This window comes from Collimonas fungivorans Ter331 (assembly GCF_000221045.1).
In the GTDB taxonomy this organism is placed as follows: domain Bacteria; phylum Pseudomonadota; class Gammaproteobacteria; order Burkholderiales; family Burkholderiaceae_D; genus Collimonas; species Collimonas fungivorans_A.
This window is the reverse complement of the sequence record NC_015856.1, coordinates 2,350,683-2,364,912: the sequence shown is the minus strand read 5'-3', so window position 1 is coordinate 2,364,912 and position 14,230 is coordinate 2,350,683. Positions and strand designations below refer to the sequence as shown.

Genomic DNA, 14,230 nt, shown 5'->3' with positions numbered 1-14,230 from the left:
GGCAATACGCGGAACTTGCGCCATGATTCATTCTGCGAGAATTTCCTCGCTTAATCCTTGACGAAGGTTAAGATTGCGCACTTTGCCGCCGAACCGGATTCGCTATGCGCCGCCGCTCAGCTCAGGCCACGCGCTGCAATTGCACTTGCCCGCGTTCTTCCTCGAAGGTCTTGGCCAGCAGTTTCACCAGGGCATAGACCGTATCCAGGTGCGGCGTCGGCGTGTGGGTGAGGCGCGCCAATTCGATCACCGAGCCGACCAGCGCATCGATTTCCAATGCGCGCCCTGCTTCCACATCTTTCAGCATTGACGTTTTATGCTTGCCTATTTTTTCGGCGCCGGCAATCCGCTTGTCGAGCGGCACCCGGAAGCTGATCCCGAGCTTGTGGGCGATCGTCTGCGCCTCGGTCATCAGCGCCGCCGCCAGCTCGCGCGACAAGGGAAACTGGCAGATGTCGACCAGCGTCGAATGGGTCAGCGCGCTGATCGGATTGAAACTCAGGTTGCCCCACAGCTTGAGCCAGATTTCGGAACGGATGTCGTCCAGCACCGGCGCCTTGAAGCCGGCGTTTACAAAACATGCCGAGATGCGCGTAACCCGTTCGCTGCTGGAACCATCCAGCTCTCCCAAAGGAAAACGTTCGCCTTCAAAATGACGCACCACGCCCGGCGCAATCAGCTCGGACGCCGGATACACCACGCAGCCGATCACCCGCGACGCCGGGATTTTTTCGCTGATCTCGCCGGTCGGGTCCACCATTTTCAGATGACTGCCTTCCAGGGCGCCGCCATGCTTGTAGAAATACCAATAAGGAATGCCGTTCTGCATGGTCACGATCGCCGTCTCCGGCCCCAGCAGATGATGCAGCTGGTCGGCGATGCTTTCCAGCTGGTGCGCCTTGAGCGCCAGGATGACCAGGTCCTGGCGGCCGGCCAGCCGGTAGTTGTCGGTGGCCTTGACCTGGTCGGCGATGTGTTCCGAGCCATCCTCCAGGATCAGCTTCATGCCGTTGCGGCGTATGGCCTCGAGGTTGGCGCCGCGCACGATAAAGGTAACGTCTTCGCCAGCCAGCGACAGCTTGGCGCCGACATAGCCGCCGATGGCCCCCGCTCCCACAATTGCGATTTTCATGATTGCTCCGTACTAGTAATAAAAAACCTGGAAGCGCCGCTGCAGCCGCAACTCGCTCCTACTCAAAACGGTTGCTGAGCTTGCCTATGCCTTCGATCTCGATTTCCACCGTGCTGCCCGGTTTCATCGAGCCGACCCCGACCGAGGTGCCGCACAAGATGATGTCGCCGGAATAAAGCGTCATGTCCTGGGAAATCAGGCTCACCAGCTGCGCCGCTGAAAACAGCATGTCGCTGACCGGGTAATCCTGCCGCACTTCGCCGTTCAGGATGGTCCGCACTGTCAGCGTGCTCGGATCCAGCCCGCTCGCTACTACCGGTCCGAACGGACAGAAGGTGTCGCAACCCTTGGCGCGCACCCACTGCACAAACGACGGATCGCGGTTCAGGATGTCGGCTACCGTGACGTCGTTGGCGCAGGTATAACCGAAAATGTATTTGCCGGCCTCGGCTTCGGCCACCCGGCTGGCGGTTTTGCCGATCACGATGCCCAGTTCGCCCTCGAACACCACTTTGCCGCCTGCCGCCGGCTGGCGGATGGTTTCCTGCGGATTCAGGTAAGAATTCGGCGCTTTGATCAGGTACAGCGGTTCGACCGGCCGCGCCAGGTTCAGCTTGGCGCCGAGCGCGCCGAAGTTGTTCCACAGGGCCAGGATCTTGCTCGGCCGGGTCGGCATCAGCACCTTTACCTCAGCCAGGTCGACAAACAAGCCGGACGGCTTAGGCGCGGCGAACATGTCGCCTTCCCATATCTGCACCCGCTTGCCTTCCAAGGTGCCGAAGCGGACTGTATTCTGGTATGTGAACCGTAGCCAGCGCTGTATCATTTTTAATCTTTCCCCGACCTGTCAAGAATTTGAAAGACTTGCCCTGGACGCCGGGCAAGCCATGTAAATATTTGCCGCGCACCTGTCCCGTCGCACCCGGTTGCGGGCGCCGGCAAGCTGCTGCTGTGTGAATGAATGGCTCGAAAACCGGAGCGCCGATGCGGACTGCCTTACTTTAGCCAAGACCGCCTGGATTCTTGAGGGGATCGCCCACAAGAATCCAAGGGTAAAATCCGATGATGGTCAGACCAGGCGGTCAGGAACGCGGCCTAGCGCTTTCAGTTCAGCTTCTTTGTTAAGTTCGTGTTCCGGAATCGATTGATCCATGAGCGCCTTTCGCATCGGTTTCAATACAAACCATGCCAGCAAGGCAGCCACCGCATTCATCACGCTGCTGACCACAAACACCGCCTCCCAGCTGCCGGTAGCGGCGGTCAGCATGCTGGAAAACGGCACCAGCAAGGCCGCTGTGCCTTTCGCGGTATACAAGAGACCGGCGTTGGCTGCCGCATATTTGCTGCCGAAGGTGTCCGCGCAGGTGGATGGAAACAAGCTGTAGATTTCACCCCAGGCAAAGAACACCAGCCCCGTCAGGACCACGAACAGCAGCGGATCGGCGCCGAATTTATACAGCATCAGGATGCCGAACGATTCCAGCGCGAAGCAGATGAACATGGTTTGCTCGCGTCCGATCTGGTCCGATACCCAGCCGAAAAACGGCCGCGTCAATCCGTTCAGGACACGGTCGATCGCCAGTGCAAAAGTCAGCGCAGGCAAGACCAGGCCCATGATGTTGACCGGCACGTCCATCACCTTGAAGTCCTTGGCGATCGGTCCCAGCTGCGCGGTCGCCATCAGGCCGCCGGCAGCTACCGTGACGAACATCAGGTACATGATCCAGAACACCGGCTGCCGCAGCACTTCGCTCGGCCGGTAGTCGCGCCGTCCCTGCTGCACCTTGATTTTCAAGGCTGCGGCTCCCTTCTTCAGGTAGCTTGGCGCCGTCTTCAGGCCCAGCGCGATCAGGAACACGATCACACCTTGGCCGATGCCGAAGTAGAAGAACGCCGATTCATAGCCGCTGCTCTTGATCATTGCCGAAATCGGGATGATGGTAATCGCCGAACCGGCGCCGAAGCCGGCCGCGGTAAGCCCCGCCGCCAGCCCTCGCCGGTCCGGGAACCACTTCAGCGCATTGCCGACGCAGGTGCCGTATACAGCGCCAGCACCGACGCCGCTGATGGCCGCCGCGATGTATAACATCGGCAAGGAAGATGCGTAGGAATTCAGTACCCAGCCAAGGCCGCACAGGATGCCGCCCACCAATACCACCGGGCGCGGGCCCAGCTTGTCGACCAGGTAGCCTTCGATAGGCACCAGCCAGGTTTCGGTCAGCACGAACACGGTAAAGGCAATCTGGATCGCAGCCTTGCTCCAGCCGTATTTTTCAGAAATAGGATTAACGAACAAGGTCCAGCCGTACTGCAGGTTGGCAATCATGGCCATGCAGACAATTCCCATGATGAGCTGCCACCATCGATGGGAATTCGATACCTTGCCCCCTAGTGCACTGTCTTGATTCATGTCTCCGTCTCCATTATGGTTGGTTTTCTACGTCGCCATGAACACTGCATTGTGCCTAGCATTGCGCATGGGCGACCATGAGTTGTATGTCCACCCTGCATCTCTTATCCGTCCGCGTCGCCGTCTTTTGCAGCCATCGCGGAAAATGCATGGTCGCACTGATTGTGCGAGGACTTGTTCGAGCGATCCTTGACTACGGTCAAGATTAGTAATTTTCTGTTCTCGAAAAAATGCCGGATCTGCCAGGAAAAAGTCCAATTCATTGATTCTCATGAAACCGAGTCACATACAACTAAGCGCGGCTGTCTTTGCAGCCTGGCGCCTGGGTCAAAAACAACGCTGCGTCAGATGCCGACTTCGGCGCGCTGCACTTCCGCCCAGTTGACGCTGAAGCCAGGCTGGCTGCCGGATGCCTTGATATTTTCCAGGCATTGCGCCCGGGCGCTTTCGATCGCCTTGATCAGGAAATCGGCGTCGTAGGCATTCAGCAAGTGGCGCTGATGCGTTTCTATATAGGTGCAAATCACGTTCTTCTCGCTGGCGCCGGCCAGCAGCGAACGGTAGGTATCGTAATCCCAGTGCCAGCTCAAGCCCAGCTCGTGGAAAGCCGCGTTGTAGGCAAACAGGGATGTTTCTTCGGCAGGGTCAAAAAAAGTGCGCTCGATGGTGATGCTGGCCATGATTCATTTCCTCCTAAATACAGGTTTCAGTGATCGGAATTACGGGTGGACTCATCTGCAGGATTCATCTGCGCCTGCTCTGCGTTTATCTCCAGACTTGAAGCCATGGTAGGGAAAATAAATCATTAGTCATAGTTAAAGTTTTTGTGCATAATCATTAGTACATACTTATTATAAAAACGAGACAAGAATGAAAAACGCTACGTTGCGGCAGCTGAAAACCTTCGAGACCGTGGCACGCCACCTGAGTTATTCGCGGGCGGCGGAAGAATTGCACCTGACGCAGCCGGCGGTGTCGCTGCAGGTCAAGCAGCTTGAGGAACACGCAGGCCTGCCCTTGTTCGAGCAGCTGGGAAAGAAAATCTACCTGACTGCCGCAGGCGTGGAAATGCTGCGGCATGGACGCATGATCATCCAGCAGTTCCGTGAAGCGGAAGATGCGATGGCGCAGCTGAAAGGCGTCTCCGGCGGCCGGTTGAATGTCGCCGTGATCAGCGCCGGCGATTATTTTTTCCCGCGCCTGCTGGCCGAGTTCCAGCGCCGCCATGAAAACGTCAGCCTCAAGCTGACCGTGCATAACCGCGAAGAATTGTTGCGCAACCTGCAGGAGAACCAGACCGACCTGGCGATCATGGTCAGGCCGCCGGAAGATCCCGGCATGGTCCGGCGCGCGTTCGCACCCCACCCTTACGTCATCGTGGCTTCACCCCAGCATCCGCTGGCCGGCAAGAAGCGGATTCCGATGGCGCGCTTGATGCGCGAACCGTTCATCGTGCGCGAAAGAGGTTCGGATACCTGGAATTCCATGCAGGAGAGTTTTGGCGACCACCTGGCGCAGCTCAATGTGGCCATGGAGATCAAGAGCTTTGAAACCATCAAGCAGGCGGTGATCGCAGGCATGGGCATCAGCTTCCTGTCGGTGCATACCATCAGCCTGGAGCTGCAGGTCGGCAACCTGGTGGTGCTGGACGTCCAGGGTTTTCCGGCGATGCTGAACTGGTACGTGGTGCATCGTCAGCACAAGCAGCTGCCGCCGGTGGCGATCGCCTTCGAGAATTTCTTGATGAGCGACGGGGCTCAGCTGATTGAAACGTTTACCCGTTTCAAATTGAAATCTTAAGCAGCCTTCAATTCTTTGGTTTTCCTGGGCCGTCCGCCCAGCTTGCCGTTTTCGCGTGCGGCCTTGGCCTTTGCCTCAGTGGATATCTTGCCGCCCATTTTGCCGATCTCGGAGGCCATCCAGCGTTTTGAGCCGAGAAAACCTTCAAGCAATGCCGGCAGGTACAAATCGGCGTCCAGCTGCGGAAAGTGAATTCCCAGACCGGAAGGAGTAATTTCCGCGTCGGCAAGCTCGGCTGGATGCGCATGCTCCAGCCCTTGCACCTGCTTGGGAGAAAATGCCAGCTCCAGGCCGGAGACAAGCACAATGACGATGCGCGCTACGCGGCGGTCGTAACGCACCTCCACCGCCGCGGGGAATGTTTTCCTGGCAGCGGCGGCGCGCTGGTTGGCCGCTTCAAAAACCTTATCAGTAATGTCCATGTATCTGACTCCACTTGCCGCAAAGATCAGCCAGGCAAGCGTTTAGCCCGCTCGCGATCTTGTTCAGCTCTCTGGGAAAAATCATAATTCTCTCGCAATTCGGCTGGTCCATCCGGGCAGTGCAGGTTAAACACTGCCTCGCATCCGTGCCCGATAACATGAACATGGGCTGGACGATGATCGTTTGGATAAATGGTTACGCGCAGTCCGAGAATTGCCAGTACAGTGGGCATTATAGCAAAAACCCAAGCGAGTTGGGTTATTTTTATTTATCAGAAATTTAACTTTACTCCAAGTTGATATAAGGAAAATCACAAAATCGCAGCCGCCTGTCAGAGCACTGCGGCACGATGACTACGCAAGGTCTCCAGCACAATCTCCATCAGGTCGACGCCGTCGTGCTGATCCACATACTGCAGCAAGGAGCGCCGCATGCGCGGCTCCCAGAAGCGCTTGATGTGGCTGGCGATATCGCTTTGCGCCTGTTCCCTGTCAGGCATGGTTTCAAAGAAACTGCCGATCTGGTTCGCCATTTTTATAAGATTGCCCGGATTCATTTTTTTCCCTTGATAGTTCGATTCATTTGCTTACGGCATCCGCTAGCTGCGCAGCCTCGCCCGCCAGCAACCCCAGCTGCTCGCGGTTGAAACGGCTGTACTGCTGCTGCCACTCGGACGGCTGCGCCACCGGCATCACCTGCACTGCCGTCACCTTGTACTCCGGACAGTTGGTGGCCCAGTCGGAATTGTCGGTGGTGATCACGTTCGCGCCCGATTCCGGGAAGTGGAAGGTGGTGTATACCACGCCCGGCTGCACCCGCTCGGTCACCGTCGCGCGCAGCACGGTCTGCCCTGCGCGCGATTCGATGCCGACCCAGTCGTCTTCGCGTATGCCGCGGTCCTCGGCGTCATGCGGATGGATTTCCAGCCGGTCTTCGCTATGCCACTCGACATTCTCGGTGCGCCGGGTCTGGGCGCCGACATTGTATTGCGACAGGATGCGGCCGGTGGTGAGAATCAGCGGATATTTCTGCGTGACCTTTTCATCGGTAGCGATGTATTGCGTATTGATGAACTTGCCTTTGCCGCGCACAAACTCGTCGATGTGCATGATAGGCGTGCCGTCCGGCGCCGCGTCATTGCATGGCCATTGGATGCTGCCCAGCTTTTCCAGCTTGGCGTAGCTGACGCCATGGAAGGTTGGCGTCAGGGCCGCGATTTCATCCATGATTTCGGACGGATGCTTGTACGGCATTTCATATCCCAGCGCCTTGGCCAGGGCAATCGTGACTTCCCAGTCGGACAGGCCGGCCTTGGCAGGCATCACCTTGCGCACGCGCGAAATCCGCCGCTCGGCATTGGTGAAAGTGCCATCCTTTTCCAGGAACGACGAACCCGGCAGGAATACGTGGGCGTACTTGGCGGTCTCGTTGAGGAAAATGTCTTGCACCACGATGCATTCCATGTTCGACAGCGCCGCTGTCACGTGCTGGGTATTCGGATCGGACTGCACGATGTCCTCGCCTTCGCAATACAGGCCCATGAAACTGCCGTCCATGGCGGCATCGAACATGTTGGGGATACGCAAGCCTGGTTCTGCGGCCAGTGTCACGCCCCATGCCTGCTCAAACTGGGCGCGGGCGATGCTGTCAGAGATATGGCGGTAGCCCGGCAATTCATGCGGGAAAGAACCCATGTCGCAGGCGCCTTGCACATTGTTCTGGCCGCGCAGCGGATTGACGCCGACGCCTTCGCGTCCGACATTGCCGGTGGCCATGGCCAGGTTGGCGATGCCGATCACGGTAGTCGAACCCTGTGCATGCTCGGTGACGCCGAGGCCGTAATAGATCGCGCCGTTGCCGGCAGTAGCAAACAAACGTGCGGCGCCGCGCATCTCTGCAGCCGGTATGCCGGTAATAGCTTCCATCGCTTCCGGCGAATTGTCCGGGCGCAGCACGAAGGCTTTCCAGTCGGCATACGATTGCCGGTCGCAGCGCTCAGCGATGAAATCGACCTGTTCCAGGCCTTCCGACAGGATCACATGGGCCAAGGCCGTCACTACCGCGACATTGGTGCCGGGGCGCAGTTTCAGGTGGTAATCGGCTTCAACGTGTGGCGACTTCACCATTTCAGTGGTGCGCGGATCGACCACGATCAGCTTGGCGCCCTGGCGCAGACGGCGCTTCATCTGCGAAGCGAACACCGGATGGCCCGAGGCTGGGTTGGCGCCAATGATCATGATCACGTCCGATTGCATGACCGAATCGAAAGTCTGGGTGCCGGCCGATTCGCCCAGCGTTTGTTTCAAGCCATAACCGGTAGGCGAATGGCAAACGCGGGCGCAGGTATCGACATTGTTGTTGCCGAAAGCGGCGCGCACCAGTTTTTGCACCAGATAGGTTTCTTCATTGGTGCAGCGGGAGGACGTAATGCCGCCTATCGAATCCTTGCCATGCTTGGCCTGGATGCGGCGGAATTCGCTGGCGGCGTACGTCAGCGCTTCATCCCAGGACACTTCGCGCCATGGATCGGTGATCTTGCTGCGTATCATCGGCTTGGTGATGCGGTCCTTGTGGGTCGCGTAACCCCAGGCAAAACGACCCTTGACGCAGGAGTGACCGTGGTTGGCCTTGCCATCCTTGTGCGGCACCATGCGCACTACTTCATTGCCCTTCATCTCGGCCTTGAACGAGCAGCCGACGCCGCAATAGGCGCAAGTGGTGATCTTGCTGTGCTCGGCCTGGCCCATCATGATCACGGTCTTTTCGGTCAGCGTCGCCGTCGGGCAGGCTTGCACGCAAGCGCCGCAGGACACGCATTCCGATTCCATGAAACTATCCATCTGCCCGGCCGACACGCGCGATTCGAAACCGCGGCCGTCAATCGTCAAGGCAAACGTTCCCTGGGTCTCTTCACAGGCGCGCACGCAGCGATTGCAGACGATGCACTTGGACGGGTCGTAGGTGAAGTAAGGATTCGATTCATCCTTCTTCATCTTCAGGTGGTTATCGCCTTCATAGCCGTAGCGGACTTCACGCAATCCGGTCACGCCAGCCATATCCTGCAGTTCGCAATTACCGTTGGTCGGGCAAGTCAGGCAATCGAGCGGGTGGTCGGAAATGTACAGCTCCATCACGCCGCGCCGGATATCGGCCAGCTTAGGTGTCTGCGTCCTGACCTTCATGCCCGGCTCGCACGGCGTGGTGCAAGACGCCGGATAACCCCTACGTCCTTCGATTTCGACCAGGCACAGGCGGCAGGAACCGAACGGCTCCAGGCTGTCGGTAGCGCACAATTTGGGAACGCTGATGCCGGCATCCATGGCCGCGCGCATCACCGAGGTGCCGGCCGGCACGTCGACATTGACGCCGTCGATTTCCAGAGTGATCATCCGTTCCGACAGCCGCTCCGGCGTGCCGTAATCTATTTCATTGAGCTGGTTCATTCTCTGTTTCTCCTGTTGGCCGATGCGACCGGGTCGCACGCTGCAGCTTGATTCTTTGTTCGCGCATAGGCCTGCGCTTTATTGTTTCTTTATGCCGCCTTGCCGACTGCCGCAGGCGGCGCGCCAAAATCTTCCGGAAAATGGTTCAGGGCCGACAACACCGGCAACGGCGTCATGCTGCCCATTGCACACAGGGAGCCGTTGATCATGGTGTCGCACAAATCGCGCAGCAGGTGGATCTGCTGCTGGCGCTGGCCAGTGTTCGCCGGATTTGCATTGGCGATGATCTTGTCGATCACTTCCACGCCGCGGGTCGAGCCGATGCGGCAAGGCGTGCATTTCCCGCAGGATTCGACCACGCAGAATTCCATCGAGTAGCGCGCCTGCTGCGCCATGTCGACGCTGTCGTCGAACACCACCATGCCGCCATGGCCGACCGTGCCGCCGACGGCGGCAAAGGCTTCGTAATCCAGCGGCGTATCAAACAGCGCCGGCGGCAGGTACGGTCCCAGCGGGCCGCCGACCTGCACCGCGCGCATGGTGCGGCCGCTTTCGGTGCCGCCGCCGAAGTCGAACAGCAGTTCGCGCAAGGTGACGCCAAACGCTTTCTCCACCAGGCCGCCGTATTTGATGTTGCCTGCCAGTTGCATCGGCAAGGTGCCCATCGAACGCCCTTGCCCGAAATTCTTGTAGAACGCCGCGCCGCGCGCCAGCACTATCGGCACGCTAGCCAGGGTGATCACATTGTTGATCACGGTCGGTTTGCCAAACAGGCCTTCGATCGCCGGCAGCGGCGGCTTGGCGCGCACCACGCCGCGCTTGCCTTCCAGGCTTTCCAGCAAGGCGGTTTCTTCGCCGCACACATAGGCGCCGGCGCCCTTGCGCACTTCCAGCTGGAAATCCTTGCCGAAACCGAGGATGTTTTTACCCAGGAAACCGCGCGCATTGGCGGTGGCGATCGCTTCGTTCAATACCGCAATCGCATGCGGATATTCCGAGCGCACGTAGATGTAGCCATAGTCGGCGTTGACAGCCAGGCCGGCGATGGTCATGCCTTCGATCAGCACGAAGGGATCGTCTTCCATGATCATGCGGTCGGAAAATGTGCCGGAGTCGCCTTCGTCGGCATTGCAGACGATGTATTTTTGCGCACCCTGGGCACCCAGCACCGTCTTCCATTTGATGCCGGTCGGGAAAGCCGCGCCGCCGCGTCCGCGCAGGCCGGAATCCAGCACTTCCTGGACGATATCGGCGCTCTGCATGGCGAGGGCGTTTTGCAGGCCCAGGTAACCTTCATGCGCCAGGTAGTCGTCCAGCGATACCGGATCGGTAATGCCTACGCGCGCAAAAGTCAGGCGTTCCTGGTTCTTCAGATAGGGAATTTCGTCGACCAGCCCCAAAGCCAGGCGATGCTGGCCGCCGGCCAGGACATCAGCATTGAACAAGTCCGCGTCGAACAGGCCGGCAACGTCCTCCGGCGCAACCGGTCCGTAGCCGATGCGGCCGGCGGCGGTAGCCACTTCGACCAGCGGCTCCAGCCAGAACATGCCGCGCGAACCGTTGCGCACCAGGGTGATTTGCTGGCCGCGCTTCGCCGCTTCGGCCACGATTGCCGCGGCAACCTCATTGGCGCCCAGCGCCAGCGCGGTGGAATCACGCGGTACATAGACGGTAATGCTCATGACACACCTCGCTTGGCTTGCAACAACCGATCCAGCTTGCCGTGGCTGACCCTGGCGTGCAATTCGTCGTTGATCATGATGGCCGGGCCGCAGGCGCACTGGCCCAGGCAATACACGGCTTCCAGGCTGAACTCGCCATCCTTGGCAGTGCCGTGGAAATCGCAGCCCAGCACTGTCTTGGCGTGTGCTTCCAGCGCCGCCGAACCGCGCGCCTGGCAAGCCTCGGCGCGGCAGATCTGCACTACATGGCGGCCGGCCGGATGCTGGCGGAAATAATGATAAAAGCTGATCACGCCGTGCACTTCCGCGCGCGAGAGGTTCAGCTCTTGCGCGATCACAGGCACGCTTTCGGCCGGGATATAACCGGCCGACTCCTGGATCGCATGGAGGATAGGCAACAGCGCCCCAGGCAGCGTTTTTTGCGCAGCGATGAGCGAGGCGATGTGTTCCATGTCTACAACTTGATGCTTTCCCATTGCGGCTCTCCGTGCCAATGCATCCGGATGACTGCTCATCCGGATGCATCGGTCTGCAACATGATGCTCAGTGGCTTATTAAGCGGCTTATTTGTACATGGTCTGGGCCATGGTTCCCGGGGCATACACCGCAGGATCGACCCAGATATTGACCACCGCACAACGCCGTGTCTTGCGCACCGCTTCCCGCGCCCGCTGCAACGCCCCAGCGATCTGCGCCGGATCGCGCACCTCTTCGCCATGCCCGCCCAGCATCTCGGCAAACTTGCCGTAAGGGATATCGCTCAGCAAATTGCCCACATTGCCGCGTTCTTCGCCGTATTTCGCCAGCTGGCCGTAACGGATCTGGTTCATCGCCGAGTTGTTGCCGATCACCGCGATGTACGGCACCCCGAAACGGTTCGCCGTTTCCATGTCGAACGACGTCATGCTGAATGCGCCGTCGCCGTAGTAACACATCACTTCCTTCTCCGGATTGGCCAAGCCGGCTGCAATCGCAAAACCGGTGCCCACGCCCAGGCTGCCCAGCGCGCCCGGATCCATCCATTGGCCCGGATTGCGCGGACGCACCGCCTGCGCCGAAATCGTCACCACGTCGCCGCCGTCGCCGATGTAGATCGTGTCGTCGTTCAGGAACTCGTTGATTTCATACGCCACCCGGTAGGGATGGATCGGCGAGCTGTTCGACTTGAACAAGGGCATCAGCTTCTCGGTCGCAATCGCTTCCTGCTGCTGCAACTGTTTCATCCAGGACCGGCGCTTCTCTTGCGCTGTCTTGTTGATGCGACCGCTGGCGGCCTGCAAGACAGCCCCCAGGATCGCGCCGGGATCGCCCACCAGGCCCAGCGTGATGTCGCGGTTCTTGCCGACCGTACGGTAATCCTGGTCGATCTGGATCACCTTGGCGTTCAGGCCCAGCCGTTTGCCGTAGCCCATGCGGAAGTCGAACGGCGTGCCGACGATCAGGATCACGTCGGCCTTGTCGAAACCTTCGCGCCGGGTGCGGTCGAAGTGATGCGGATCGCCCGGCGGCAGCAAGCCGCGCGAGGCGCCGTTGAAATACGCCGGGATGTCCAGGCCGCGCACCAGGTCGATCGCTTCCTTGTGGCCGCGCGAGGACCAGACCTGGCCGCCGTACAAGACCACCGGACGCTCCGCCTGCACCAGGATGTCGGCCAGTTTCTCGATATCGGCGACATCGCCCAAGGAGCGGACCGAAGCACGGTATTGGCCGGCCGCCGGAATCACTGCTTTACTGATCTCGATTTCGCGGTCCAGCACATCGCGCGGAATTTCCAGGTAAGCCGGGCCGGGCGCGCCGGCAAAGCAGGCCCGGATCGCCATCGACACCATGTCGGCCACCCGTTCGGTGGAACGCACGCCTTCGGAGAATTTGGTGATCGGCCGCATCATTTCGGTATGCGGCAAGTCTTGCAGCGAACCCATCATGTGCTGGGTGATGCCGCCCTGGCCGCCGATATGCAATACCGGGCTTTCCGAACGGAACGCTGTCGCAATCCCGGTCACGGCATTGGTGCAGCCGGGACCGGCCGTCGTCACCACCACGCCCAGCTTGCCGGTCTGGCGCGCATAACCGTCGGCGGCATGGGCTGCGACCTGCTCATGGCGCACATCGATGATGCGGATGCCTTCATCGATGCAGCCATCGTAAATATCGATAATATGGCCGCCGCACAGCGTAAAGATCGTGTCCACGCCTTCATTCTTCAGCGCGCGCGCCACCAGATGCCCGCCTGACACCACGCCGGCGTCGCGGCTCTTGCGTTTGAGCGTATCGTCGGCGGTCGTACTTGACACAGACGCGACCTTCGACTCGGATATCACTGCTGCCATTGCTCCTCCTGTTATCGGTTATCTGCCGCCGCAATACCTCTTGCATTGCTTTAGCTTGATGCCATCTTAGCCAGCTCATAGAGAGGACGGCATTGACCCCAGTCAAGTTTCCTTCCTTTTGTTTCTCCAGGCGCAGCGATCCCCGCAACACAGGCCGGCAGGCGCGAAGCAAGGTGTATTTGACAACAAACGGATCTTATCGGTTTGAGATGTAAAGACTGGTCAGTCCTCGGAACGGCCATGACGGCCGGCGCCGTGCGTGAACCTGGCGGCCCCCGCCTCGCCTTCGGCGAATACAATCGGCACGCCTTGAACGCCTTCGCGGCGCAGCGCCTCGGCCAGCGGCAGGTCCCACTGCTCATACGCGGAACGGCGGTCGGCCAGCATGCATTGCTGCGGAAAACCGGCGACCTCGCGCGCCAGCTCCTGCGCCGCCGCCAGCGCGGCGCCTGGCGGGGTGACGCGATTGACCAGCCCCATGGCCAGGGCTTCCGCCGCCGTTACCGGCCGGCCGGTGAGGATCAGGTCGAGCGCACGGCCCATGCCGACCAGGCGCGGCAGGCGCACCGTGCCGCCGTCGATCAGGGGCACGCCCCAGCGCCGGCAAAACACGCCGAGCACGGCGTCTTCGTCAGCCACCCGCAAATCGGCCAGCAGCGCCAGCTCCAGTCCGCCCGCCACGGCGCAGCCATTGATGGCGGCGATCANCGGTTTCGACAAAGCCATTCGGCTCGGTCCCATCGGGCCGCTGCCGCCGCCATCGGCGAGCAATTGTTGCGCAAGGCCGGATCGCACATTGNNNNTTGGTCGGCGCCGGCGCACAAATGGCCGCCGGCGCCAGCCAGTACCGCTACCTTCAGCGCCGGCTCGGCTTCAAACCGCTCAAACGCCAGGCGCAATGCCTCGGCCATTGGGCGGTCGACGGCATTGCGTTTTTCCGGCCGCGCCATGGTGATGGTGCAGATGGCGCCGTCGGTGTCGGAATGAAACGGTATCCATGGCCTTGCCTT

At 59.9% G+C, this 14,230-nt stretch carries 12 protein-coding genes and 1 pseudogene; 1 reads left to right on the top strand and 12 read right to left on the bottom strand.

What is annotated here, in order from left to right:
• Positions 1-121: 121 nt before the first annotated feature.
• From CFU_RS10380 to CFU_RS10365, 4 genes are all read right to left on the bottom strand, one after another.
• A complete protein-coding gene (locus CFU_RS10380; protein ID WP_014005997.1) occupies positions 122-1,132 on the bottom strand; it encodes a 2-dehydropantoate 2-reductase in 1,011 nt (336 codons plus the stop codon).
• Between the two features lie 58 nt (positions 1,133-1,190).
• Positions 1,191-1,958, bottom strand: a complete 768-nt coding sequence (locus tag CFU_RS10375) for a fumarylacetoacetate hydrolase family protein (protein WP_014005996.1) — start codon at positions 1,956-1,958, stop codon at positions 1,191-1,193.
• Between the two features lie 243 nt (positions 1,959-2,201).
• Positions 2,202-3,542, bottom strand: a complete 1,341-nt coding sequence (oxlT, locus tag CFU_RS10370; protein ID WP_014005995.1) for an oxalate/formate MFS antiporter — start codon at positions 3,540-3,542, stop codon at positions 2,202-2,204.
• A gap of 344 nt (positions 3,543-3,886) precedes the next feature.
• Positions 3,887-4,222: a hypothetical protein gene (locus CFU_RS10365; protein WP_014005994.1), complete on the bottom strand. Its 336-nt coding sequence runs from the start codon at positions 4,220-4,222 to the stop codon at positions 3,887-3,889.
• Positions 4,223-4,412: 190 nt separating this feature from the next.
• Here CFU_RS10365 and CFU_RS10360 point away from each other — a divergent pair, with 190 nt between their 5' ends.
• Positions 4,413-5,342 carry a LysR family transcriptional regulator gene (locus CFU_RS10360; protein ID WP_014005993.1) on the top strand — a complete coding sequence of 310 codons (930 nt, stop codon included), beginning with the start codon at positions 4,413-4,415 and terminating at the stop codon, positions 5,340-5,342.
• On the opposite strand, the gene CFU_RS10355 is transcribed toward CFU_RS10360, so the two are convergent.
• The 8 genes and pseudogenes from CFU_RS10355 to CFU_RS10320 form a co-directional block, all read right to left on the bottom strand.
• Complete coding sequence (locus CFU_RS10355) at positions 5,339-5,764, bottom strand: DUF2442 domain-containing protein (RefSeq protein ID WP_014005992.1); 426 nt, start codon at positions 5,762-5,764, stop codon at positions 5,339-5,341. The genes CFU_RS10360 and CFU_RS10355 overlap by 4 nt on opposite strands.
• Positions 5,765-5,790: 26 nt before the next feature.
• The gene (locus tag CFU_RS25535; protein WP_202946143.1) at positions 5,791-5,997 is read right to left on the bottom strand and encodes a DUF4160 domain-containing protein; all 207 of its coding nucleotides are present in this window, start codon (positions 5,995-5,997) and stop codon (positions 5,791-5,793) included.
• 99 nt (positions 5,998-6,096) lie between these two features.
• Positions 6,097-6,321 (bottom strand): formate dehydrogenase subunit delta, encoded by a 225-nt coding sequence (locus CFU_RS10345; RefSeq protein ID WP_014005991.1) that lies wholly within the window; start codon positions 6,319-6,321, stop codon positions 6,097-6,099.
• 22 nt (positions 6,322-6,343) lie between these two features.
• The gene (gene fdhF / locus CFU_RS10340; RefSeq protein WP_041741698.1) at positions 6,344-9,208 is read right to left on the bottom strand and encodes a formate dehydrogenase subunit alpha; all 2,865 of its coding nucleotides are present in this window, start codon (positions 9,206-9,208) and stop codon (positions 6,344-6,346) included.
• Positions 9,209-9,297: 89 nt separating this feature from the next.
• Positions 9,298-10,890, bottom strand: a complete 1,593-nt coding sequence (locus CFU_RS10335) for a formate dehydrogenase beta subunit (protein WP_014005989.1) — start codon at positions 10,888-10,890, stop codon at positions 9,298-9,300.
• Positions 10,887-11,366, bottom strand: coding sequence for a formate dehydrogenase subunit gamma (locus tag CFU_RS10330; RefSeq protein WP_014005988.1), 480 nt, complete (start codon positions 11,364-11,366; stop codon positions 10,887-10,889). The genes CFU_RS10335 and CFU_RS10330 overlap by 4 nt, the downstream gene beginning before the upstream one ends.
• An 87-nt stretch (positions 11,367-11,453) precedes the next feature.
• The gene (locus CFU_RS10325; protein ID WP_014005987.1) at positions 11,454-13,220 is read right to left on the bottom strand and encodes a thiamine pyrophosphate-binding protein; all 1,767 of its coding nucleotides are present in this window, start codon (positions 13,218-13,220) and stop codon (positions 11,454-11,456) included.
• A 222-nt stretch (positions 13,221-13,442) separates the two neighbouring features.
• Positions 13,443-14,170: pseudogene (locus CFU_RS10320) on the bottom strand (crotonase/enoyl-CoA hydratase family protein).
• Between the last annotated feature and the right edge of the window lie 60 nt (positions 14,171-14,230).